This is a genomic window from Leifsonia poae, from assembly GCF_027921845.1.
Lineage (GTDB): Bacteria > Actinomycetota > Actinomycetes > Actinomycetales > Microbacteriaceae > Leifsonia > Leifsonia poae.
The window spans coordinates 12,098-34,903 of sequence record NZ_BSEN01000002.1 but is presented as its reverse complement, the minus strand read 5'-3'; the positions used below and the strand labels follow the sequence as shown (position 1 = coordinate 34,903).

General features: G+C 70.6%; 22 protein-coding genes. 13 read left to right on the top strand and 9 right to left on the bottom strand.

The window, feature by feature from the left end:
- Positions 1-27 precede the first annotated feature (27 nt).
- On the top strand, positions 28-549 hold the full coding sequence (locus PKE84_RS03370; protein WP_271175798.1) for a MarR family winged helix-turn-helix transcriptional regulator: 522 nt from the start codon (positions 28-30) through the stop codon (positions 547-549).
- On the opposite strand, the gene PKE84_RS03365 is transcribed toward PKE84_RS03370, so the two are convergent.
- Positions 518-892, bottom strand: coding sequence for an SHOCT domain-containing protein (locus PKE84_RS03365; RefSeq protein WP_271175797.1), 375 nt, complete (start codon positions 890-892; stop codon positions 518-520). The genes PKE84_RS03370 and PKE84_RS03365 overlap by 32 nt on opposite strands.
- Positions 893-963: 71 nt before the next feature.
- The gene (locus tag PKE84_RS03360) at positions 964-1,389 is read right to left on the bottom strand and encodes a DUF6325 family protein (protein WP_271175796.1); all 426 of its coding nucleotides are present in this window, start codon (positions 1,387-1,389) and stop codon (positions 964-966) included.
- 208 nt (positions 1,390-1,597) lie between these two features.
- Between PKE84_RS03360 and PKE84_RS03355 the strand changes: the two genes are divergently transcribed.
- On the top strand, positions 1,598-2,902 hold the full coding sequence (locus tag PKE84_RS03355; RefSeq protein WP_373877108.1) for an FAD-binding protein: 1,305 nt from the start codon (positions 1,598-1,600) through the stop codon (positions 2,900-2,902).
- Between the two features lie 98 nt (positions 2,903-3,000).
- Here the strand turns inward: PKE84_RS03355 and purD are convergent, their stop codons facing one another.
- A complete protein-coding gene (gene purD, locus PKE84_RS03350) occupies positions 3,001-4,260 on the bottom strand; it encodes a phosphoribosylamine--glycine ligase (protein ID WP_271175795.1) in 1,260 nt (419 codons plus the stop codon).
- 85 nt (positions 4,261-4,345) lie between these two features.
- Here purD and PKE84_RS03345 point away from each other — a divergent pair, with 85 nt between their 5' ends.
- The 10 genes from PKE84_RS03345 to PKE84_RS03300 all read left to right on the top strand — a co-directional run bounded on the left by PKE84_RS03345 (position 4,346) and on the right by PKE84_RS03300 (position 15,481).
- On the top strand, positions 4,346-4,714 hold the full coding sequence (locus PKE84_RS03345) for a sterol carrier family protein (protein WP_271175794.1): 369 nt from the start codon (positions 4,346-4,348) through the stop codon (positions 4,712-4,714).
- 101 nt (positions 4,715-4,815) lie between these two features.
- A complete protein-coding gene (locus tag PKE84_RS03340; RefSeq protein ID WP_271175793.1) occupies positions 4,816-5,199 on the top strand; it encodes a hypothetical protein in 384 nt (127 codons plus the stop codon).
- Between the two features lie 26 nt (positions 5,200-5,225).
- Positions 5,226-6,809, top strand: a complete 1,584-nt coding sequence (gene purF, locus PKE84_RS03335) for an amidophosphoribosyltransferase (protein WP_271175792.1) — start codon at positions 5,226-5,228, stop codon at positions 6,807-6,809.
- Positions 6,810-6,839: 30 nt separating this feature from the next.
- Positions 6,840-7,961, top strand: coding sequence for a phosphoribosylformylglycinamidine cyclo-ligase (gene purM / locus PKE84_RS03330; protein WP_271175791.1), 1,122 nt, complete (start codon positions 6,840-6,842; stop codon positions 7,959-7,961).
- Positions 7,962-8,072: 111 nt separating this feature from the next.
- Positions 8,073-10,274, top strand: coding sequence for a TPM domain-containing protein (locus PKE84_RS03325; protein WP_271175790.1), 2,202 nt, complete (start codon positions 8,073-8,075; stop codon positions 10,272-10,274).
- A 75-nt stretch (positions 10,275-10,349) separates the two neighbouring features.
- On the top strand, positions 10,350-11,708 hold the full coding sequence (locus tag PKE84_RS03320) for a Calx-beta domain-containing protein (protein WP_271175789.1): 1,359 nt from the start codon (positions 10,350-10,352) through the stop codon (positions 11,706-11,708).
- 155 nt (positions 11,709-11,863) lie between these two features.
- Positions 11,864-12,883 carry an ABC transporter ATP-binding protein gene (locus PKE84_RS03315; RefSeq protein ID WP_271175788.1) on the top strand — a complete coding sequence of 340 codons (1,020 nt, stop codon included), beginning with the start codon at positions 11,864-11,866 and terminating at the stop codon, positions 12,881-12,883.
- Complete coding sequence (locus tag PKE84_RS03310; protein ID WP_271175787.1) at positions 12,880-13,623, top strand: ABC transporter permease; 744 nt, start codon at positions 12,880-12,882, stop codon at positions 13,621-13,623. Before PKE84_RS03315 ends, PKE84_RS03310 begins: the two co-directional genes overlap by 4 nt.
- A 59-nt stretch (positions 13,624-13,682) precedes the next feature.
- Positions 13,683-14,870 (top strand): sensor histidine kinase, encoded by a 1,188-nt coding sequence (locus PKE84_RS03305; RefSeq protein WP_271175786.1) that lies wholly within the window; start codon positions 13,683-13,685, stop codon positions 14,868-14,870.
- Positions 14,867-15,481 (top strand): response regulator transcription factor, encoded by a 615-nt coding sequence (locus PKE84_RS03300; RefSeq protein WP_271175785.1) that lies wholly within the window; start codon positions 14,867-14,869, stop codon positions 15,479-15,481. The genes PKE84_RS03305 and PKE84_RS03300 overlap by 4 nt, the downstream gene beginning before the upstream one ends.
- 10 nt (positions 15,482-15,491) lie before the next feature.
- On the opposite strand, the gene PKE84_RS03295 is transcribed toward PKE84_RS03300, so the two are convergent.
- Complete coding sequence (locus PKE84_RS03295; protein ID WP_271175784.1) at positions 15,492-15,698, bottom strand: DUF3073 domain-containing protein; 207 nt, start codon at positions 15,696-15,698, stop codon at positions 15,492-15,494.
- Positions 15,699-15,844: 146 nt separating this feature from the next.
- Here PKE84_RS03295 and PKE84_RS03290 point away from each other — a divergent pair, with 146 nt between their 5' ends.
- Positions 15,845-16,918, top strand: coding sequence for an NAD(P)-binding domain-containing protein (locus PKE84_RS03290; RefSeq protein WP_271175783.1), 1,074 nt, complete (start codon positions 15,845-15,847; stop codon positions 16,916-16,918).
- A 40-nt stretch (positions 16,919-16,958) separates the two neighbouring features.
- Here PKE84_RS03290 and PKE84_RS03285 read toward each other — a convergent pair whose 3' ends face one another.
- The 5 genes from PKE84_RS03285 to PKE84_RS03265 are packed head-to-tail and all read right to left on the bottom strand — an operon-like array spanning position 16,959 to position 22,792.
- A complete protein-coding gene (locus PKE84_RS03285) occupies positions 16,959-17,855 on the bottom strand; it encodes an alpha/beta fold hydrolase (protein WP_271175782.1) in 897 nt (298 codons plus the stop codon).
- A 38-nt stretch (positions 17,856-17,893) separates the two neighbouring features.
- Positions 17,894-19,915, bottom strand: coding sequence for a glycogen debranching N-terminal domain-containing protein (locus tag PKE84_RS03280; protein WP_271175781.1), 2,022 nt, complete (start codon positions 19,913-19,915; stop codon positions 17,894-17,896).
- A gap of 8 nt (positions 19,916-19,923) precedes the next feature.
- A complete protein-coding gene (locus tag PKE84_RS03275) occupies positions 19,924-20,703 on the bottom strand; it encodes a Type 1 glutamine amidotransferase-like domain-containing protein (protein ID WP_271175780.1) in 780 nt (259 codons plus the stop codon).
- A complete protein-coding gene (locus PKE84_RS03270; RefSeq protein ID WP_271175779.1) occupies positions 20,700-21,617 on the bottom strand; it encodes a carbohydrate ABC transporter permease in 918 nt (305 codons plus the stop codon). Before PKE84_RS03270 ends, PKE84_RS03275 begins: the two co-directional genes overlap by 4 nt.
- Positions 21,614-22,792, bottom strand: coding sequence for a carbohydrate ABC transporter permease (locus PKE84_RS03265; protein ID WP_271175778.1), 1,179 nt, complete (start codon positions 22,790-22,792; stop codon positions 21,614-21,616). The genes PKE84_RS03270 and PKE84_RS03265 overlap by 4 nt, the downstream gene beginning before the upstream one ends.
- Between the last annotated feature and the right edge of the window lie 14 nt (positions 22,793-22,806).

The window sequence follows — 22,806 nt, the reverse complement described above, 5'->3', positions numbered from 1 at the left end:
ATTCTTCGCAACGGGTATTCTGGACCCGTGACCGACGCCAGCGCCTCCCGACCCGATCGGCCCAGCCCGCGCACCGCCTTTCTGCTCACGCAGCTCGGCGCCGACGCAGCCGATCGCTTCGCGCAGCGGGTCGCCGAGCTGGGGCTGACGCCTCGCGACGCGGGCGCCATCCGGGTGCTGGGCCGTGACCCCGGCATCAGCCAGCGCGAGCTCGCGACCAGACTCGGAACGGTGCCGAGCCGCCTCGTCGCGCTGGTCGATGAGCTCGAACGGCGAGGATTCGTCGAGCGCTCACGCAGCCCGCACGATCGTCGCAACTACCAGTTGCAGCTCACGGCGGCAGGCACCGAACTACTCGGCCGGCTGCGCGTGATCGCGGAGGCGCATCAGGCGGAGGTGCTCGCGCCTCTCGACCAGGACGAGAGCGTCGTGCTGTCGCGGCTGCTCGCCAAACTCGCCGGGGGTGCGACGATCGGCCCGGACGGGCATCCCGGCTACCGCGAGGCGGCGGAGGGACTCAGGCCAGAAGCTTCGTCTTCGCGGCGCTGAACTCGGCGTCGGTCAGGATGCCCTGCGCATGCAGGGCGGCCAGCTGCTCGATCTGCGCCATGAGATCCGAGCCGCTCCCGGCTGCAGCGGGTGACGGTGCGGGCGCGGCCGCGGGCACCTGCGGGAACGCTGCCTGCTGAGCGGCTGCCTGCTGGGCGGCCGCCTGCATCTGCGCCTGCTGCTGCTGAGCCTGGTACTGCTCGGCCTCGTACTGCTCCTCGGCCTTCTGCTGCTGGTGGGCTCGCATCCCACCGCTGACCGCAGTGGCGGTTCCGGCGACGACGGCGGTGCGCGCGGCGAGCCCGAGAAGTCCCGGACGGCCGAACCGGCGGATGAACGGCATAGTGTGCTCCTCGAGTTGACGGGCCTGGGCCCCGATTGACGGGCCTCGGCGCCGGTGGTGGGTGGGCTGATTCAGTCGGCGGCTTCGGCAAGCACGGCGTTGACGACCGGAGCGGGAATGCGCTCGGCGTGCACGACGCTGCCGCCGGCCGCGAAGAAACGGTTGGCGAGGTCCTTTGCCCAGATGTGCTCGAGCACCAGGATGGCGCCGGAGGTTCCGGGTTCGATGAGTTCGGTGATGTCGTCGACGTCTTCGGCGCCGGCGAGACCGCTGGCCTCGAGCGTGATGCTCGCGAAGCCGAACTCGTCGCCGACGTCTTCGAACTCGGAGACCTGCACTTCTCCGCTCGGCGCACGGGACACGAACAGCAGATCGAGCAGGCGCACCGTGCCCGTATCCACCAGGTCGAGGATCGCCTGGACGACCCCGGGCGACGGCCGGTCTCCCGCGAACTGCGCCACGATGAATTCGGCCGGACCGTACTCGAAATCGGTCATCTGGGCCCCCCTCTCCCCATGCGGCCACGATGCCGCACGCGCCACGCTATCAGCGGCATCACGCACCGTATAGAGAGGTGGCGGGGGTGTGCGGGCACCCGTCGCGAGCATCCGGGCCGCCGGCCCGACGCACTGCGAGACATCCGGCAGCACGGCTATGTGCACGTTCACATCATCTGCGAGACTTGTCAGACGAGAGGCGATCCGGATGCTCGGTGACGACGGTCCCGGCGCCTCGGCAGGCAGCACAGGTTCGAAGGAGACCGCGGTGGGCGAGCGCAACTGGGCAGGCAACTACGAGTACCGCGCGGCGCGTATCGCGCAGCCGTCGTCGATCGATGAGCTGCGGGAGCTGATCGCCGGCTCGCCTTCCGTCCGCGCCCTCGGCAGCCGCCACTCCTTTAACGACCTCGCGGACGACGACCGGCTGCTCGTGAGCACGGCGTCCCTCCCGTCCACCGTGCAGATCGACGCGGATGCCCGCACGGTGACCGTCGGCGGTGGCACCCGCTACGGCGACCTCGCCCGGCAACTGCAGGAGTCGGGCTGGGCCCTGCACAACCTCGCGTCCCTTCCGCACATCTCGGTCGCCGGTGCGATCGCAACGGCGACGCACGGTTCGGGCGACCGCAACGGCAACCTCGCCACCGCCGTTCGCGCGCTGCGCATCCTCCGTGCCGACAGCGAACTCGTCGACATCGCCCGCGGCGACGCCGGGTTCGACGGAGCCGTCGTCTCGCTCGGTGCGCTCGGCGTGGTGGTCGAAGTCACGCTCGACATCGTGCCGACGTTCGATGCGTCTCAGCGCCTGTTCGAGAACCTCCCGTGGGATGCCGTGACCGGCCGCTTCGACGACGTCACCTCTGCGGCGTACAGCGTCTCGCTCTTCACCACCTGGGACGAGCCGACGGTCGGTCTCGCGTGGCTCAAAGAGCGCGCGGACGTCTCGAGCACGATCGGCGACGACTTCTTCGGTGCGAGGGCGCTGACCGCTCCACGGCACATGATCCCGACGATGGATGTCCGCAACACCACCGAGCAGCTCGGTGTCGCCGGCCCGTGGAACGAACGCCTGCCGCACTTCCGGTTCGAATTCACGCCCTCGAACGGCGAGGAGATCCAGTCGGAGTACCTGGTGCCGCGGGCGCGCGCGGTCGAAGCGATCGAGGCTGTCCGTCGTCTCGCTCCGCTCATCGCTCCGGTGCTGCAGATCAGCGAGATCCGCACGGTGGCGGCGGACGAGCTGTGGTTGTCGTCCGCCCAGGGAACGGATGCGGTCGGCCTGCACTTCACGTGGTTCCGCGACCAGCCGGCCGTCGAGGCGGTGCTGCCCGCGCTCGAAGGGGCGCTGCTGCCGCTCGGCGCCCGCCCGCACTGGGGCAAGCTCTATCTCGACCGCGACCACGTGGTGCCCGGCCTGTATCCGAGGCTGGCGGAGTTCCGCGATCTCGTGCACGCGTACGATCCGGATGGCCGCTTCCGCAATGCGTTCGTGGAGCGGCTGCTCGGCTGATCCCGGCTCATCCTGGCTGATCCGGCCGATCGAGCCATGCGCCAGGCGTAGGCGGCACGCCCCACTCGGCCGGGTGCGCCGGGCGACGGAGGCGCGCCTCAGTCGGCGACGCGCGCCGCGATGTCGGTGCGGTACTGAGCGCCCTCGAGCTCGATCGCGTCGACCGCCTGGTAGGCGCGGGACCGCGCCTCGGCGAAGGTCGTTCCGCGGGCGACGACACTGAGCACGCGGCCGCCGGTGGCGAGTAGCGCCCCCGTCTGCTCGTCGAGCGCGGTCGCGGCGTGCGCGATGGTGACCTCGGGAACGGCCTCGGCCGCCTCGAGCCCCACGATCGGGCGGCCGGTCTCCGGTGCCTCCGGGTAGCCCTCGCTCGCGAGCACGACCGTGACGGCGACATCGAGGGCGAACTCGGGGCGCTTGACGCCCGCGAGAGCGCCGGTCGCGGCGCCGAAGAGCAGTTCGGAGAGCGGGGTGACGAGCCGCGGGAGCACGACCTGCGTCTCGGGGTCGCCGAAGCGGGCGTTGAACTCGATGACCCGGATGCCCCGGCTCGTCAGGATGAGGCCGCAGTAGAGCAGCCCGATGAACGGGTTCTGCTCTTTGGCGAGCTGCCGTACGGTCGGCAGCGCGATCGTGTCGATCACCTCGTCGATGAAGGTCTCGGGCAGCCAGGGGAGCGGGGAGTATGCGCCCATGCCGCCGGTGTTGGGGCCCGCGTCGCCGTCGAGCAGGCGCTTGTAATCCTGCGCAGGCGCGAGGGGGAGCACGTTGTGCCCGTCGCTCACTAGGAAGAGCGAGACCTCCTGGCCGTCGAGGAACTCCTCGACGAGCACGTGCCCGTGCGAGAGCCAGTGGGTGGCGTGCTCGACGGCGGCCTCGCGGTCTTCTGTGACGAGCACACCCTTGCCGGCGGCGAGGCCGTCGGCCTTCACGACGTAGGGGGCGCCGAAGGTGTCGAGCGCCTCCTCGGCCTCGACCAGCGTCGCCGCGCGGACGGCGCGGCCGGTCGGAACGCCGGCGGCGTCCATCACGCGCTTGGCGAACGTCTTGGAGCCCTCGAGCTGGGCGGCGACCTTGCCGGGGCCGAACACCGGTATGCCGCGGGTGCGCAGCGGGTCGGCGACGCCGGCGACCAGCGGTGCCTCCGGCCCGATGACGACCAGCTCGATGCCGTTCTCGATGGCGTACGCGGTGACCGCCTCGCCGTTCAGCGGGTCGAGATCGGTCTCGACCGCGACGTCGCGCGCGATTCCGGCGTTGCCCGGCGCGGCCACGATCTCGTGCTGAACCTCTTCGCTCAGCAGCGACGTGATGATGGCGTGCTCACGCGCGCCCGAACCCAGCACCAGAATCTTCACGCGACCAATGCTAGAGGACCGCCCGGTGTCGGTCCCGCTCGTCCCAGAACCGGTGGAGAACGGCAGCCGATGCCAGAATGTGGAGATGGCCAAGGCGAAGATTCAGGATGCCGAGGGCGAGCCGGCCGTGCGGGGGGCGCTCGCCGGCGGGGCCGACCGCAATACCACCGCGATGGCCGTGCGCTATCTGCTGCAGCTGCTGGCCGAGCGTGCCCCGGGCAACACGGTCGAGGTGCGCGTGCCACCGTTCGGCGCCGTGCAGTGCATCCCGGGCCCGCGGCACACGCGCGGCACCCCGCCCAACGTCGTCGAGATGGATGCGGCGACCTGGCTCGGCCTCGCGACCGGCGGCCTGACCTGGCGGGAGGCGATGGCGGGAGGCGCCGTGCACGCGTCGGGCCAGCGCGCCGATCTCGAGGGACTGCTCCCGCTGCGCGTCGGCGGCCTCTCCTGACCCGCGGTCCCTCCGGACCCGCGGTCCCTCCTGGCCCGAGGTCGCGCCTGACCTGCGGCCCGCGGGATCGCTCACAGCTTGATTAAGGGACAATGGACTCCATGAGCGACAACCCCGACGAGAACGCAACGGTCACCGAGAGCTCGGTGGTCGTGCAGCGGTCGCCGCGGTACTTCCGCTTCATGCTGGCCGGCGCCATCCTGTTCGCGATCGTCGCCCTCATCCTCACGTTCGCCTTCCCGGAGAACCCCACCTACGACCGCGGCGCCGTCTTCGGCTTCCTGCTGGCGATCGGGGTGGCCGTGGGAGTGACGATCGGGGCGGTCGTCGCCCTGCTCGTCGACCGTTCGACGACGCGCCGAGCGCGCACCGTCACGGCCGATAGACTGACGGTGCATCCCGAGGATCCGGAGGAGGCCGTCGCAGACGGTGATCCTTCCGAGATCGACGGAGCATCCGATACCCGCAAATCCATCGAGGAATAATCTTCCCGAATAAAGGGGGTTCCGGTTTGTCCGGAGGCGACGGTCTTCTCAGTCACGATCTACTTCCGGGCGAGAAGGGGCCACAGGATGCCTGTGGTGTCTTCGGCGTCTGGGCTCCCGGCGAAGAGGTCGCCAAGCTCAGCTACTTCGGGCTCTACGCGCTGCAGCACCGCGGCCAGGAGTCCGCGGGCATCGCCACCAGCGACGGCTCGAAGATCCTCATCTACAAAGACATGGGTCTCGTCTCGCAGGTCTTCAACGAGAACGCGCTCAACTCCCTGCCCGGCCACATCGCCGTCGGGCACACGCGCTACTCCACCACCGGCGCCTCCAGCTGGCAGAACGCGCAGCCCACTCTCGGCCGCACGTCGAGCGGCACCGTCGCCCTCGGCCACAACGGCAACCTGACCAACACGGCCGAGCTCATGCAGCTCGTGCACGAGCGCTATCCCGAGCTCGACGGCGAGCTCTCGCGCGGCAACACCACCGACACGGCCGTCGTCACCGCGCTGCTCACCGGCGATCTCGACCACACCCTCGAAGCGACGTCGCTCGAGGTGCTGCCCCGGCTGCGCGGCGCATACTGCCTCGTCTACATGGACGAGCACACCCTCTACGCCGCCCGGGATCCGCAGGGCGTGCGTCCGCTGGTACTCGGCCGGCTCGAGCGCGGCTGGGTCGTCGCATCGGAGACCGCAGCGCTCGACATCGTCGGCGCCAGCTTCGTGCGCGAGGTCGAGCCCGGCGAGCTGATCGCGATCGATGAGAACGGCCTCCGCAGCCAGAAGTTCGCTCCGGAGAAGCGCGCCGGCTGCGTCTTCGAGTACGTCTACCTCGCCCGTCCCGACACCACCATCGCGGGCCGCGGCGTGTACGAGGCCCGCGTCGAGATGGGGCGTCAGCTGGCCGGCGAGCACCCGGTGGAAGCCGACCTCGTCATCCCGACCCCCGAATCCGGAACCCCGGCGGCCATCGGCTACGCGCAGGCCTCCGGCATCCCGTTCGGTCAGGGTCTCGTCAAGAACTCCTATGTCGGCCGCACGTTCATCCAGCCGTCGCAGACCATCCGCCAGCGCGGAATCAAGCTCAAGCTGAACCCGCTGAAAGAGGTCATCAAGGGCAAGCGCCTCATCGTGGTCGACGACTCGATCGTGCGCGGCAACACCCAGCGCGCGCTCGTGTCGATGCTGCGTGAGGCCGGCGCCGCCGAGGTGCACGTGCGGATCTCGAGCCCGCCCATCACGTGGCCGTGCTTCTACGGCATCGACTTCGCCTCGCGCGCCGAGCTCATCGCCACCGGACTCGGCGTCGACGAGGTGCGCCAGTCGATCGGCGCCGACAGCCTCGGCTACCTCTCCGAAGAGGGCATGATCGTCTCGACCGAGCAGCCGCGCGAGCGTCTGTGCACGGCGTGCTTCACCGGCGTGTACCCGATCGAGCTGCCGGATGCGCATCACCTGGGCAAGAATCTGCTCGAGCGCCCGGGTGGCGCGGAATCGCCGGCCGAGGGTGTCGCCGCGGCCGACGGATGCGACCCAGGGCCGGATTCGGAGTTCGAAGTGCTGGTGCAGGGTCAGGCCGGCTTCGGGGACGCAGGCCGCGCGGAGTAGCGCGCTCGCCGCGCCCGGTACTCTTAACCGGTGACCGAACAGCACGCATCCTCCTCCGCCTCCTATGCCGAGGCCGGTGTCGACACGGCTGCCGGCGACCTCGCCGTCGAGCTGATGAAATCGGCCGTCTCCCGCACCCACGGCGCCGAGGTGCTCGGCGGGGTCGGTGGATTCGCCGGCCTGTTCGACGTCTCGTTCCTGAAGTCCTTCGAGCGCCCGCTGCTCGCCACCAGCACCGACGGCGTCGGCACCAAGGTCGCGATCGCCCAGGCCATCGACAAGCACGACACGATCGGCCAGGACCTGGTCGGGATGGTCGTCGACGACATCGTCGTGGTGGGCGCCAAGCCCCTGTTCATGACCGACTACATCGCGTGCGGCAAGGTCGTCCCCAACCGCATCGCCGACATCGTCGCCGGCATCGCCCGTGCGTGCGAGGCGACCGGCACGGCGCTCGTCGGCGGCGAGACCGCCGAGCACCCCGGGCTCCTCGGTCCCGACGACTACGACGTGGCCGGTGCGGCCGTCGGAGCCGTCGAAGCGGATGCGGTGCTCGGCGCCGACCGCGTGCGCGACGGAGACGTCGTCATCGCCCTCGCCTCCTCGGGCCTGCACTCGAACGGGTTCTCGCTCGTGCGCCACATCCTGGCGAAGAACGACATCGCGTTCACCGACCGGCTCGACGACTTCGGCGGCCAGGTGGGCGAGACGCTGCTCGAGCCGACCCGCCTCTACACGACCCCCCTGCTCAATGTGCTCGGCGATCCGTCGCTCGGCGGCGCCATCCACTCCCTCAGCCACGTGACCGGTGGCGGCATCGCAGCCAACCTCGCGCGCGTGCTCCCGGTCGGCTCGTGGGTCGAGGTCGATCGCGGCTCCTGGTCGCCGAGCCCGGTGTTCCGGGTTCTGAGCGACCTGGCCGGTTCGACGCTCGAGTCGAGCGAGGGGACCTGGAACCTCGGCATCGGGATGTTCGCCGTCGTCGCTCCCGAAGCGGCCGCCGGCGTGATCGCGGCCATCGCCGCCGACGGAATCCCCGCATGGAGCGTCGGCACGGTCTCGCTGTCGTCCCGCGACCTCGCCGGGTTCGAGCAGGGCGCGAAGGGGGTCGACGGCGGCGCCGTGCGGCTCATCGGGTCGTACGCCTCCTGACGCCGGCCGGGAACTGCTGCCGCTCTCTGTGAACTGACCTCCTCTCCCTCATCCAGCCTGTCGCGCTCCTTACAATGAGAGCCTGACGGACCAGCTGAGGGTGGCGGAACGATGCACATACGAAAGGCGATCGTCGCGGGGGTCATTGCGGCGGGCCTGGCCATCACGGCCATCGGGGGAGCGACTGCCGCGTACGCGCAGTCGCCGGTAACCTTTGGATCGACGCATGTCGTCGACGACGCGGGCGCACTGAAGGGCGACACGTCCGCGGTCGAGAACGCTGCGAAGGCTCTGGCCGACCAGCACGGCGTCAACCTGTACGTCGTCTACGTCGACACGTTCACCTCGCCATCGGATGCCCGTTCCTGGGCGCTCACCACCGCGGAGCAGAACCACCTGACGTCGAACGACTACCTGCTCTCCGTCGCGATCGAGAGCCGGTACTACTACTTCTCGGGTGACACCGCGGGACCGCTCGACAACGCACAGCTGACGAGCATCGAGAAGAACCAGATCGAGCCGAAGCTGAAGGCCGACGACTGGGCCGGGGCCGGCGTCGCTGCGGCATCCGGCATCAGCGACGCCCTTACGTCGAACGGCGGTGGGAGCGACAACGGTTCCGGGGGCTCCGGCACCGGAGGGACGGCCGGGGACGGATCGTCCGGATCGTCAGGGTTCCTCACCGGTCTCGGGATCGCACTGGTCGTCATCCTGCTCGTCATCGTCGGGGTGATCGTGCTGGTCTTCGTGCGCGCGGGGCGGCGACGGAAGGCCGAGGCCGAGGCGGCGCGTGCAGCGGCCCCGCCACCGCCGCCGGTCGACGAGCTGCAGACGCTCCCGCTCGACGAGCTCGAGCGCCGCGCGGGCAGCGCGCTCGTCCGCACGGATGACGCGCTGCAGTCGAGTGCTCAGGAACTCGACTTCGCGGTCGCCCAATACGGTGAGGAGGCCGCCCGGCCGTTCGCCGTGGCTCTCGAGGCGGCCAAGGCGAAGCTGAAGGACGCCTTCGGCCTCAAGCAGAAGCTCGACGACGCCGTTCCCGACACCGACCAGGAGCGCCGGGACTGGAACAGCGCGATCATCCACGGGTCGGCGGAGGCGAGCAAGCTCCTCGACGAGCAGGCCGCGGCGTTCGCCGAGCTGCGATCGCTGGCCGCCGACATCCCCGGCCGGGTCTCAGCGCTGCGTTCGGGAATCGCCGCCGTGCGGGTGCGCCTCGACCAGACCCGCACGACGCTGGCGCGCCTCACCTCCGACTATTCGGATGCTCCTCTGGCCACCGTGCGCGACAACGCGACCCAGGCCGAGGAGCGGCTGACGTTCGCGGAGACGGCGCTCGCCGACGCGGAGGCGAAGGCCGCGGCCGGTTCCACGAGCCAGGCCGCGGTGAGCGTGCGCGCGGCCGAAGCGGCGATCAGTCAGTCCGGGCTCCTTCTCGACGCGGTCGACCGCGTCGGCACCGATCTGGCGGCGGCGCGCGCCCGGGTGGACGAACTCGTCGCCGACCTGCAGCGCGACATCGCGGATGCCAGGGCGCTCGCGGCGGCGGGCGACCCGAGCGGTGCCATCATGACCGCGCAGGGCACCGCTCAGAGTGCCGTCACCGATGTGCAGTCCCGCTTGAGCGGTCCGCAGGTGAATCCGCGGGAACTGCTGCAGAAGCTCGAACTCGCCAATCGGGAGATCGACGGCGTGCTGAACGCGGTGCGCACGAAGCAGGCGCAGGACCAGCGCGCGGCCGCCTCCCTGGGGCAGACGCTCGCCTCGGCTCAGAGCCGCATCGCGGCCGCCACCGACTTCATCGCGGCTCGCAGGGGCGCCGTCGGCGCGGAGGCGCGGACGCGTCTCGCCGAGGCGTCGCGCCTGCTGGCGCTCGCGCAGTCCACCGCGACGAGCGATCCGGGCGCTGCTCTCCCGAATGCCCAGCGCGCCGACCAGCTCGCGGCCGAGGCCATCCAGCTCGCCGACTCGGACGTGAACGGGTTCTCGTCTGGCGCGGGCGGAATGTTCGGCGGCCGTGGCGGCTACGGCCGCGGCGGTGGTGGCAACGGCAGCGGCATCTTCGGAGCCGTGCTCGGCGGCATCCTGATCGACTCCGTGCTGCGGGGCGGTGGCGGTGGTGGCGGCTTCTTCGGCGGCGGCGGTGGCGGCGACTGGGGTGGCGGCGGTGGCGGAGGTGACGCCAGCGGCGGAGACGCCGGTGGTGGCGGTTTCTTCTCCGGCGGCTTCGGTGGCGGCGGCGACATCGGCGGCGGCGGCTTCTTCGGCGGCGACGGAGGCGGTGGCGGCGACGGCGGAGGCGGCTCCTTCTGACCAGCGCGGGCCGCGCGGCGCGTCACCCTAACGGGTAGACGCGCCCGTCGGCCCCCAGCGGCTAGAGTTGCCGCTGTGACACGTCCGAACGCCAGCCTCCGCGCGGCCTTCGGGATCGCCGGTGCGAGCATCGTCCTCGCCGTGTCCGGCGTGTCGATCCTCGGTCAGGCGGTCGCTGCGGCGGCCATGCCGAGCTCGCCGTCCTCGTCGTCCGCATCTTCGCCAGCTCCCGCGACTACCGCGCCCGTGACCACTCCGAGCGCGTCGCCGACCTCCGCCCCGCCGGTGACGCCCTTCGTCGACTGCCGCGCCGACGCCGCGATCGACGGCGCGGGCGGCACCGGTGGTGACCCGTTCACCGCACGGACGCTGATCCTCGGCTACCGCAGCACAGCCACCTCGCCCGTGAAGCTGACCGCCGGCGGAACCACGAACGCGCTCGTGCCGGGCGTCGCCGACCGCGGCCAGCCGGAGACCTTCGCCCCCGGCGAGCATCACGGCGTGTGGTCACTGACGCTGGACGCGGGAGCGCCGCCCGCGACCTGGCAGCTCGGCGGCGCGAGCGCACTCCTCGACGGCTCGGCGCCCGCGTGCTCGACGGTCACCACCGTCGCCCTGTCAGCACCGTCGACGGTCGCCCCCGGCGGGCTCGTCAGCGTGACGGCCGCGGTCTCCCGGATGCAGCTGAGCGCACCATCGACCGGACACGTCGAGTTCCGTGTCGATGCCGGCCGTGCGGTCGAGGTGGAGGTCGACGAGCAGGGGATCACGCGCACCGAGCTCGCTGCGCCGACGGCTGGAAACCACACCATCGAGGCGACGTTCGTGCCGCCCGCGGGCTCTGACCTGCGTCCATCGCACGCCGCCGGCGACCTCACCGTGACCGGGGCGGCGGGCCCATTGTCGGTCTCGGCTGCGCCGGTCGCTTCGGATGCACGTCGCGCGACGATCACCGTGAACCGGGCGAGCGCCGCCGGCACCGCCTCCGTCGACGTCGTCACCGCAGACGGGACGGCTCGCGCCGGAAAGGAGTATACGGCGACCCGCGTGACCGCGACGCTGGCGGACGGGCAGCGCTCCGCGACCGTCACCGTCCCCCTGGCGACGCGCCCCGCCGGAGCACCGGCTGCTTCGTTCTTCGTACTGCTGCAGCGGGCGACGACGGACGTGGCGACGGCGGGCGCGACGGTGTCGCTCCCCGGCGTCGCCGCTGCGACCGCGCCGTCGGCGACCCTTCCGGGCGCATCCGTCGGCGGTTCGGGAACGGGCCACGACTCCGTGCTGCCGGCAGCCGACCCGACGGGCAGCGCGCCGGCCGCGAACGTCGGCAACGACTTCATCCTGATGCTCGGTGCCGCGCTGCTCACGGCGGGCGGCATCCTCGGCGTCGTCGGCCTCGTGCGGTTCGGCGGCTCGCGCAACGCCGCGACCTAGCGCCACCGTTCGAACCGTGCGCATTCGCACGACCCACCGGGCGCGTCGTGCGAAAAGGCACGATCCTCCCAGGCGGCCCGGCCATGACAAATGTCACCCCGGAAACCTGACGGACGCTCTGAGTGCCGGGCGGCGCATCCGGGCACGCTGAGAAGGTGAATCAGACACCTGCCATCCAGCTCACCGACCTGCGGAAGTCCTTCGGCTCGCTGCAGGCCGTCAACGGGGTGAGCCTCACCATCCAGCCCGGCGAGGTCGTCGCCCTGCTCGGCCCCAACGGCGCCGGCAAGTCCACGACCATCGACCTTGCGCTCGGGCTCGCGCATCCGACGGCCGGCACCGCCGCGCTCTTCGGGGAGCAGCCGCGTTCCGCCATCGAGGCCGGACGGGTGGGGGCGATGCTCCAGGGCGGCGCCCTGTTGCCCACTCTGACCGTCGCGCAGTCCGTCGCGCTCGTCGCCTCGGCACACCGGCATCCGCTGAGCGTCGCCGAGGCGCTCGAGCGCGCGCGCTGCACCGAGATCGCGCGCCAGAAGGTGAGCAAGCTCTCGGGCGGCCAGATGCAGCGGGCCCGCTTCGCGGTCGCCGTGGTCTCCAACCCCGACCTGCTCTTCCTCGACGAGCCGACCGCCGCGATGGACGTGGAGGCCCGCCGCACGTTCTGGCAGTCGATGCGGGAGTTCACCGACGAGGGGCGCACCGTGGTGTTCGCCACGCACTACCTCGACGAGGCCGACGCCTACGCCGACCGGATCGTGATGCTCAGCAAGGGGCGGATCGTCGCCGACGGCACCCCGAACGAGGTCAAAGCCGTCGTCTCGGGGCGCCGCATCCGGGCGAGCGCCGAGTTCGCCTGGTCGGCTGCCGTCGAGGAGTCCCTGCTGCGGCTGCCGGGGGTGCGTTCCCTCGATCACCGCGGCGACCAGTTCACGATCGTCAGCGACGATTCGGATGCCACCCTCCGGTCGCTGCTCGCGACGCACGACGACATCCACGACATCGAGGTGACCGCCCACACCATGGACGACGCGTTCCTCGCGCTCACCGAGGGATCCGCCGCTCTGGCGACCTCGGACGACCAGACGGCGGCACTCGCCGCCGCCGCCGACGACACCCCGGCCCCCGCGACCACCGCGGTCCCGGAGACCACCCTTGCGAACGGAGCCACGCGATGAGCATCGCCTACCTCGGACTCGAGTCCCTGCGCCAGATCAAGAACGCCAGAGCGATGATCTTCACGCTCGCCGTCCCCCTCGTGATGCTGTTCGCATTCGGCGGCACCTTCGGTGGCAACGGGCAGTTCGACAGCGTGACCAAGCTGCCGTGGATCGTCGTCACGACCATCCAGGTGGCCGGCTACGGCGGGATGATGGCGGCGCTCTCGCAGGCCTTCAACATCGTCACCGAACGGTCGATCGGCTGGAATCGTCAGCTGCGCATCACCCCGCTGAGCGGGACCGGCTACCTGCTGTCGAAGCTCATCACCGCCATGCTGATGGGGCTGGTGTCGATCCTGGTGATCTTCAGCGTCTCTGGCATCCTTTACCACTCGGACCTGCCGTTCATGAACTGGCTGATGGCCGGCCTCGGGCTGTGGTGCGGTGTCATCCCGTTCGCGTTGATCGGCATCCTGATCGGTCAGTTTGCCAAGCCGGAGTACGCCCAGCCGCTCTTCATGGCGGTGTTCATGGGGATGGCGGTGCTCGGCGGACTCTGGATCCCGCTGCAGATCTTCCCGGCCTGGGTGGCGGACGTGGCGCAGGTGGTGCCGTCGTACTGGCTGAACCGCATCGGGCAGATGGGCGCGCACGTGAGTGGCGACATCCTCACCCCGGCCGTGGTGCTGCTCGGCTGGACGCTCGTGCTCGGGCTGTTCATCGTGTGGCGCTACCGCCGGGATGCGGCCCGCAGCTGACCGGATCGCCACCGATGCGCGCCCCGTCCGCCTCCGCCCGGCGGTCTACAGTTGAAGCCATGGATGTGGTCGCCACCGAGCAGCCTCGGCGGCCCTCGGTTCTGGAGAGCCGCTGGGAGACCGCCCGCGCGAGGATTCTCAACCCGCAGGCCAGAGGATGGTACATCGGAGCGTCGTTCGGCCTGCTGTACCAGGTGCTGACGTTCATCGCGGTGTGGAGTTCAGCGGTTTCGCCGGCCATGAAGATCGTCACCAGTGTGCTGCTGCTCGTGTTCTACGCGGCGTTCATCGTGATGGCGCCGCTGTGCTGGGGCGCACCCCGGCGCACGCGCATCCTGGCCGTCGTGCTGCTCTGGGCCGGATCGCTGGTGTTCTTCTTCCTGATGGGGAGCACTGCGTTCTGGCTCTCGGCACTGGTGGCCGTTGCCGCGGGCGCCGTCTTCGACGAGTTCGCCCTGATGGCCGTGGCGACGCTGGTGCTGGTGCTGCCCCCGATCGCCTATGGGATCGTCACCGGATTCAGCGATTCCGCCGCCTTTTCGGCGATCGTGACCTTCTCGGTCGCCTCGATGATGTTCGGCCTCAACCGGCAGTTGTCGACCGTGCGGGAGCTGCGCGCCGCGCAGGTCGAAGTGGCCAGGCTGGCGGTCGTCGAGGAGCGCGCCCGGTTCTCCCGCGACATGCATGACGTGCTGGGGCACTCACTGACGGTGGTGACGGTCAAGTCGGAGCTCGCCGGGCGGCTGGTGCCCATCGACCCAGCGCGCGCGGAGGCGGAGCTCGCGGACATCGAGCGTCTCTCCCGTGCGGCGCTCGCCGATCTGCGCGGCGCGGTGGCCGGCTACCGCGAGATGAGCCTCTCGACCGAGCTCGCGGCGGCGCAGGCCGGGCTCGCCGCCGCCGACATCGCCGCCCACCTGCCCCGCAACGGTGACTCCGTCGACCAGGGGCTGCGCGAGCTGTTCGGCTGGGTGCTCCGCGAAGGGGTGACCAACGTCATCCGGCATTCGGGGGCGCGCAACTGCTGGGTCACGGTGACCGCCGACAGCCTCGAGATCGACGACGACGGGCACGGGATGGCCGCGGTCGGCGCCGTCGGAGCAGAGCGGGCGCCGCTCGTGGCCGCCGTCTCCGGCAGCGGGCTCGACGGACTGACGGCGCGTGCCCGCGAGGTGGGCGCGCGCGTGCTGGTGGGGCCGAGCGATCGCGGGGGCGTTCGGCTGACCGTACGGAAGGGAAAGGCGTGACGGAGACCATCCGGCTGCTGCTGGCCGACGATCAGGCGCTGGTGCGCGGCGCGCTCGCTGCGCTGCTCGACCTGGAGCCGGACCTCGAGGTGGTCGCGCAGGTCGGCCGGGGCGACGACGTGGTGGATGCCGCCCGCGCCTCGGCCGCGGATGTCGCGCTGCTCGACGTGGAGATGCCGGGACTCGACGGCATCCAGGCGGCGGCCGCTCTGCGCGCGGCGGTGCCGTCGTGCCGATCGCTCATCGTCACGACGTTCGGCCGGCCGGGCTACCTGCGACGGGCGATGGAGGCGGGAGCATCCGGATTCGTGGTCAAGGACACGCCGTCGGACCGGCTGGCCGACGCCGTGCGGAGGGTCGCCGCGGGGCTGCGCGTCGTGGATCCGACGCTCGCGGCGGAGTCGCTCGCCTCGGGCAGCTCCCCGCTCACTCCGCGCGAGACGGAGGTCCTCGTGGTCGCCGGGCGCGGAGGGACGATCACCGATATCGCGCACTCGCTGCACCTCAGCGAGGGGACGGTGCGCAACCACCTCTCGAGCGCGATCGGCAAGACGGGCGCGCGCAATCGCTCGGAGGCGGCGGGGGTCGCCGCAGAGAAAGGCTGGCTGTGATCAGCGAGCGCTACGCGCGCTTCGGCTGGTCTTCGTCTTCGTACGTGTCGCCTTTATAGCCCTCGGGCTCGTAGTCGGCCCACGCAGCGTACTGGTCGTCGTGATGAGAATGTCCGGTGAGCTCCCGTTCGAGCGCGTCGTAGTTCACATCTGGGCTGAACGACTTCAGCTCGCGCGCGATTTTGGTGTGCTTTGCCTTTTGACGGCCGCGCCCCATGCGTGACCCCCTTACGGTGCCAGGCCGGGTGGGCAATGAGCCACCCGGGAATCCGAACAGGAACAATGAAAACTAGGGGCTAGTTTAGCATGTGGTGCCTGGGGAACCCCGGGTTCACGCACAGCGAGAAGTGATGGGATGAGCGCGTGACCACGACGAGGACCGACACCCAGGTGGTGATCGTCGGAGCAGGCCAGGCGGGCCTCGCTGTCGCGTACTACCTGCGGCGGTTCGAACTCACTCCCGGCGCCGATTTCATCATCTACGACAGGGGTCCGTCGACGGGTGGCGCCTGGCAGCATCGCTGGGACGCCCTCAAGCTCGGCAGCGCCCACCACGTGAATGATCTTCCGGGAATGTCCGAGCTCGGCTTGAGCTTCGAGACGGCCGATCGCTCGCTGCCCGCGCGCGACATCGTGGCCGGATACTACCGGCGGTATGAAGAACACTTCGGCCTCGACGTGCAGCGCCCCGTCACCGTCACGAGCATCTTCGACCGCGGGGCCGACCTGATCGTGGAGCACACCCGCGGCGAGACGGGGGCCCGGATGGTCGTCAACGCGACCGGCACCTGGGGCGCCCCGTTCGTGCCGTACTACCCGGGGATGAACACATTCAGGGGCAGGCATGTGCATACCTCCTCCTATCTCTCCGCCGAGGAGTTCGCCGGGCAGTCGGTCGTCGTGGTCGGCGGTGGCACCTCTGCGATCGGCTTCCTCCTCGAACTCGAGAACGTCGCCGCGCGCGTCACCTGGGCCGCGCGGCGTCCGGTCGAGTTCAAAGACGAGTCGGAGCTCACGATCGAGGGCGGTGTCGCCGCGGTGGCGGCGCAGGATGCGGCGGCTCGCGCCGGAGCGGCGCTCCCGTCGATCGTCAGCGGCACCGGCGTACCGAAGACCCGGCGCATCGCGGCCGGCATCGAGCGCGGGGTGCTGGTGGAACGGCCGATGTTCACGGCGATCGAGGAGGACGGCGTGCGCTGGCCCGACGGCTCGTTCACCGAGGCCGACGCGATCATCTGGGCGACGGGCTTCCGCCCCGAGCTGCGCCACCTCGCACCGCTCAGGCTGCGCGAGAAGTCCGGAGGGCTGACGGTCGCCTCCGGCGCCTCGTGGCAGGACCCGCGGATATTCCTGGCCGGGTATGGCCCGCAGGCCAGCACGATCGGCGCGAATCGCGCGGGCCGCGTGATCGCCCGCCAGATCATGGCGCAGCTCTAGCGCCGTCCGGCGCCGTCCGGCGCCGTTCGTCGTCGCTTGATCACTCGCGCAGGAACGCCACCAGCGCATCCGTGAGCTCGGCCGGGGCGTCCTCTGCCATGTGGTGACCCGACCGGATGCCGCGTCCGCGCACATCCGTCGCCCAGTCGCGCCAGATCGGGAGCGGGTCGCCGAACAGGTCCTCCAGGTCGTCGTCGAGCGACCACAGCACCAGCAGCGGTGCCTCGACCTTCCTGCCCGCGGCACGGTCGGCCTCCTCGGCGGCGCGGTCGACCGTGAGTCCCGCGCGATAGTCCTCGAGCATGGCGCGCACGACCTGGGGTCTGTTGACGGCCGCCCGCCACTCGTCGTAGTTCTCCTGCCCCATCCGGTCGGGATCACCGTGGTACCAGCTGTCGGGATCCGCCAGGATGACGCGCTCCGGCGTCGCGGGCTGGGCGAAGAAGAACCAGTGCCACCAGGCAGTCGCGAACTCCGGCGTGATGCGCTCGAGGTGCTCGACGATCGGCAGGCAGTCGAGCAGCGCGACCCGCTCCAGTGACTCCGGATGGTCGAGCGCGAGCCGCAGGGCCACGTAGCTGCCGCGGTCGTGCCCGACGACGGCGAACCGCTCGTGGCCGAGCCGGTGCATCAGCGTGCGCAGGTCGCCGGCCATCGCGCGCTTGGAGTAGGCCGTGTGGTCGGGCGTCGGCTCGGGCCCGAGGGAGGCGCCGTAACCGCGGAGGTCGGGGACGACGACGGAGTAACCCTGCTCGACGAGGGCGGGAGCGACGCGGTGCCAGGTCGAACCCGTACGCGGATGCCCGTGCAGCAGCAGCACGGGCGGGCCGTCGCCCGCGTGCCGCACGTGGATGACCGCGTCCCCCACGTCGATGTCGGCGACCTCGAATCCCTCGAACATCGCCCCAGCATCCGCCTGTCCGTCGCGCTCCGCCACCCCGGAATCCCGGAGCCGCCACATACGACGAACCCGGTTCAGCTGCGCGTGACCACGCCGTCCTCGTCGACAGCGAGGTTCACGACCTCGCCGCCGAACCGCAGCCCCTCGACCTCGATTGTGCCGACGCCGGGGATGGGGTCGACCGTCAGTGTGCCTGCTTGCGCATCGCCGACGAGACCCAGGCGCGCCGTGAGCACCGCGACCGCCGCCGCGGCCGACCAGGCCTGCGGTCGGCACGCGGCAGGGTACGGGATGGGCGACGCCGTGTCCGACGTCGAATCACCCGAGTGCAGCTCCGGCATGCGGTAGTGGAAGCCCTCGGCCGCGCGCAGCAGCCCGTCGGCCAGTTGCTCGGCCTCCGCGCCGAACCCGTCCCGCGCCAGCCCGGTGATCGCGATCGCCGTGTCGTGCGCCCAGACCGAGCCGCCGTGGTAGCTGAGCGGCCAGAATCCGGCGGAGTCGCTGGACATCGTGCGCAGACCGTAGCCGGAGTCGAGCTGCGGCGAGACCAGGCGCTGCGCGACCAGCGCCGCGTGCTCATCGTCCAGGATGCCCGTTCCGAGCAGGTGCCCGAGGTTGCTGGTGACCGTGTCGACCTTGCGCTTCGAGGCGTCGAGGGCGATCGCCGGATACGGGCCGGCCGGGTCGGCGATCCAGAACGACGCCGCGAACCGCTCCTTCATGCCGGCGGCCCATGCGCGCCACTCGTCGGCTCCCGGGCGACCGAACGCCTCGAGCAGCGCCGCGCCGCCGACAGCGGCCTCGTAGGCGTACGCCTGCACCTCGCAGAGCGCGATCGGGCCGTCCGCGAGCGTGCCGTCGCGCCACTGGATCGAGTCGCCCGAGTCCTTCCAGCCCTGGTTCGCCAGGCCGTGCCCCGTCGTGTCGACGTATTCGAGGAAGCCGTCGCCGTCGCTGTCGCCGTAGTCGCGCATCCAGGCGAGGGCTGCTTCGAGATTCGGCAGCATGGACTCGACCTCGGACGCGGGCATGCCCCACTTCCACGCGTCGTGCAGCAGCACGACCCACAGCGCGGTCGCGTCGACCGTGCCGTAGTAAAGCGGGGGAAGCACCACGCCCTCGCCGGGGATCGTGAGGGCCGCCGGTCGCAGCTCGTGCATGATCTTGCCGGGCTGCTCGGCTGTCTCGTTCACGACCTTCGTGCCCTGCAGCGCGGCCAGGATGCGCAGAGTCGACACAGCGATGTCGGTGCCGAGCGGCAGCAGCATCCGGGCCGCCCAGATGGAGTCGCGGCCGAAGAGGGTGAAGAACCAGGGGGCTCCGGCGGCGAGGAAGACGTCATCGGGCCGCTGGGTGGTCGACATCCGGAGACCCTGCAGGTCGCCGAGCGCCTGCTGCAGCCAGGCCGCCAGGCGGGAGTCGCCCGTGGAGGCGCTGACCGCTTTCCAGGCCGGCGATGGCGCGGCGCCGGCGACGACCGCCGACGGGTCGTCGACCTCGAGCTGCCAGACGAGGGTCGCAGACGAATGCGCTGCCACCTCGACGGACCAGCTCACCGTCGCATCCGCGTCGCCGACGGTCACCCCGGCGTCGGAGGCCGTGAGCGTGGCGGTCACCGCGCCCGACGTGAAGGTGACGCCATCCGGCCCGGCGACGGCGCGCACCGGATGCTCGCTGCCGGTGAGTCCCGCCTTGACGGATTGCATCGGCGTGAAGTCGGCGCGGAGCGCGATCCCGACCTGGGTGCGGACGGCGGTGCCCAGCGCGTTGCGCAGCACAATGGTCTCGGTGATCCGGCCGGCGCGCACCTCGCGGCGGCGGTCGATGCGCACGCGCGGGTCGGCGGAGGCGTCGTCGATCGCCCGCGCGAGCGACGTGAAGACCGCGGTGGCGGCATCCGGCGTCGCGGTGGCGATGTGCTCGGTGCGCCTGCCGCCGACGGTCAGCTCGATGCCGTCGAGCACGCGCAGGTCCGAGTGGTAGAACCCGTGGATGCCGTGTCCGTCGACGGTTCCGTCAGCCGTCGACCAGGCCTGGCTGGGAGCCGTGAGCACCACCACGCTGTCGTGGAGCAGGGGTTGGAGCGGGGTGGTCATCGTGGCGTTCACGCCTCCTGATAGCTGGGCTGGTCGGTGGGGGATGGGGAAGGGACTGCGTCGGCCAGGAGGCGGGGCGTGACCCGCGTCTCGTCGACGACGCCGTCGGCCGCGTCGACGCGCCAGGCGTACTGTCCGGCGCGCTCGGCCACGACATCGACGAGGCTCGCGTCTTCGTAGACGAGCCCGACGCCTTCGTCGAGCGCGTAGCCCGAGGGGATGGTGCCCGCGGCGATGGCGGCCTGATGTGCGATGCGGCGGTTCGGGTCGGAGTCGTAGTGCACGCCCAGCGAGCCGGGCAGCAATCGCAGCCCGTCGGCGACGGCACTGATCTGCGGGCCGAACGATGCGGTCGTGCCGCCGCTGTGCCAGCAGAGCGCGCCGGCGGAGCCTCCGGCCAGCACGACGCCCGCGCGCCACGCCTCCGCGAGGATCGCGTCGAGACCGTGCGCGCGCCAGACGGCGAGGAGGTTCACCAGGCTGCCGCCGCTCACCCAGATCACGTCCTGACTCAGCACATGCTCGCGCAGGTGCTCGATGTTCGGGTGCGGGAAGAACCGGATGTGCGACGCGTCCACGCCGGCCGCACGCGCGGCTTCGAGCTCCGTGCCTTCGATCGAGCGCTGGTCGCCGCCGGCGGTGTTGAGGTGCGCCACACGGGGAGCACGCCCTTCGACGCGCGCCAGCTCGATCGCGTGCAGCAGGAGCGGACCGTAGACGGCGTCGGTCCAGGAGCCCGGATTCAGGCCGCCGCAGGTGGCCACGATGGTCGGTCGTGCGGCAGTCACTCCTTCACCGCCCCCTCGCTCGAGTTCATGATGCGGCGCTGGAAGATGAAGAAGAGCACGGCCACCGGGATCGTCATGATCGCGGCCGCGGCCAGCTTGATCGGGTACTGGTTCCCCTGGCTGAGCTGCCCGCTCGCGAGACCGGCGACGCCCTTGGTCAGGGTGGTGAGGGCCGGATCCTGCGTCGAGATGATGAAGTGCGCCAGCTCGTTCCACGAACCCTGGAACGACAGGATCACGATGGTGATGAGGGCCGGGCGCGCCATCGGCAGCACGATCGACCAGAACACGCGGAAGGTGCCGGCGCCGTCGATGCGCGCCTGCTCCTCGACACTGGGCGGGATCGACTCGAAGAAGTTCTTCATGATGAAGACCCCCGCCGCATCCGTGAGCAACGGGATGATCATGCCGGCGTAGGAGTCGTAGATGCCGAGCTGGTTGATCACCAGGAACTTCGGGATGAGCAGGGTCACCATCGGCACCGACATCACGGCGACCAGGGCGGCGAAGATGACGCCGCGCCCGCGGAAGTGGAGGCGCGCGAGGGCGTAACCGGCGAGGGAGTTGAAGAACACGCGGCCGAGTGTGACGACGATGGTCACGATGACGGAGTTCTTGAACCAGGTCGGGAAGTCCGAGTTCAGGAACAGCTTGGTGTACGCGGCGGTGGTCCAGGTCTGCGGGATGAGCGAGACCGGGTTCGCCGTCGCATCCGCGTCGGTCTTGAAGGAGGTCGCGATCTGGATCAGGAACGGCATGATGTAGACGATCGCGATGACGATGAGGATCGCGTAGGTGATCGACGTCGCCACCACCGTGCCGGTGGAGCGCTGGCGCTTCTGCGGGCCGCCGCGGTAGGTCAGGGCCGGGTCGCTCGTGGTGCGGGCATCCGCCGGCTTGGCTGCGATGGTCATCCGATCGTCCCTCGTCCGTTGAGTGCCTGTTCGGTGGCGACGCCTGCAGCGACCTTCATTCCCGGACCGTCGCCGCCGCGGCCACCACGGGAGCCGCCGTCGGTCGGGATGCCGTAGCGGCGCATCCGGCGCTTGGACACCGGGCGCTCACGCAGCGCCCAGCGCTGGAAGAGCGTGAAGACCACGATGATCACGAACAGGATGAACGCGATCGCGGCGCCCTGGCCCCACTCCTGATTCGTGAAGGCCGTCGTGTACGACAGGTAGGCCGGCGTGAGGGTCGTTTTGCTCGGTGCGCCCTTGGTGCCCGTGTAGATCTGGTCGAACACCTGCCAGCAGCCGATGAGACCGAGTGTCAGCACCGTGAAGAGGGTCGGGCGCAGCTGCGGAAGCGTGATGCGCCAGAAGCGCTGCCAGCCGTTGGCGCCATCCATCATCGCTGCCTCGGTGATGTCGCCGCCGAGGTTCTGCAGGGCGGCGATGAAGAGCAGCATGAAGGTTCCGCCGGTGGTGAAGACGGCCAGCAGCACGAAGGCGCTCATCGCGACGGACGGGCCGCCCAGCCAGTCCCACCACGAGACCCCGAGGAAGGTGTTCTGCGTCAGTGCAGCCGGCCCGGAGGTCACCCCGAAGATCTCGAGGAAGTTGTGGAAGATGCCGTCGGGGTCGTTGAACCAGTTGGGGCCGTTGATGCCCAACCAGGAGAGCACCTCGTTGACGGCGCCGGTCGCGCCGAACAGGAACAGCCAGAGCACCGTGATGGCGACCGAGCTCGTGACCGACGGGAAGTAGAAGGCGGTGCGGAAGAAGCCGCGTCCGCGGAGGATCGCGCGGTTCACCATGACGGCGAGGCCGAGGGCGACCGCGGTCTGGATCGGGACGACCAGCACGACGTACCAGGCGTTGTTCTTCAGCGACAAGCCGAAGTCCTGCTCGGCGAGCCCGCCGCCGGCGAGGAGGGTCTGGTAGTTCTTCAGCCCGACGAAGTCGACGTCGGAGGAGAAGGGGCTGCCCCGGCCGCCCCAGTCGGAGAAGCTCACCCAGAGCGCCATGAGCACGGGGATGAGGAGGAAGACGCCGAGCAGGATGATGACCGGGGCGGTGAACAACCACCCCGAGGCGGCCTCGCCGCGCCGGATTCCGGAGCGACGAGACCGACTCGTGGTTTTCGACATGGTTGCGGTGACCG

What these genes read in the sequence shown, in the direction of transcription:
- PKE84_RS03305 (WP_271175786.1), top strand. Translation starts at nt 13,683, where the DNA reads ATGGATGTGGTCGCCACCGAGCAGCCTCGGCGGCCCTCGGTTCTGGAG.
- PKE84_RS03295 (WP_271175784.1), bottom strand. Translation starts at nt 15,698, where the DNA reads ATGGGGCGCGGCCGTCAAAAGGCAAAGCACACCAAAATCGCGCGCGAG.
- PKE84_RS03280 (WP_271175781.1), bottom strand. Translation starts at nt 19,915, where the DNA reads ATGACCACCCCGCTCCAACCCCTGCTCCACGACAGCGTGGTGGTGCTC.
- PKE84_RS03265 (WP_271175778.1), bottom strand. Translation starts at nt 22,792, where the DNA reads ATGTCGAAAACCACGAGTCGGTCTCGTCGCTCCGGAATCCGGCGCGGC.
- PKE84_RS03355 (WP_373877108.1), top strand. Translation starts at nt 1,598, where the DNA reads ATGCTCGGTGACGACGGTCCCGGCGCCTCGGCAGGCAGCACAGGTTCG.
- PKE84_RS03340 (WP_271175793.1), top strand. Translation starts at nt 4,816, where the DNA reads ATGAGCGACAACCCCGACGAGAACGCAACGGTCACCGAGAGCTCGGTG.
- PKE84_RS03360 (WP_271175796.1), bottom strand. Translation starts at nt 1,389, where the DNA reads ATGACCGATTTCGAGTACGGTCCGGCCGAATTCATCGTGGCGCAGTTC.
- PKE84_RS03270 (WP_271175779.1), bottom strand. Translation starts at nt 21,617, where the DNA reads ATGACCATCGCAGCCAAGCCGGCGGATGCCCGCACCACGAGCGACCCG.
- PKE84_RS03365 (WP_271175797.1), bottom strand. Translation starts at nt 892, where the DNA reads ATGCCGTTCATCCGCCGGTTCGGCCGTCCGGGACTTCTCGGGCTCGCC.
- PKE84_RS03345 (WP_271175794.1), top strand. Translation starts at nt 4,346, where the DNA reads ATGGCCAAGGCGAAGATTCAGGATGCCGAGGGCGAGCCGGCCGTGCGG.
- PKE84_RS03310 (WP_271175787.1), top strand. Translation starts at nt 12,880, where the DNA reads ATGAGCATCGCCTACCTCGGACTCGAGTCCCTGCGCCAGATCAAGAAC.
- PKE84_RS03325 (WP_271175790.1), top strand. Translation starts at nt 8,073, where the DNA reads ATGCACATACGAAAGGCGATCGTCGCGGGGGTCATTGCGGCGGGCCTG.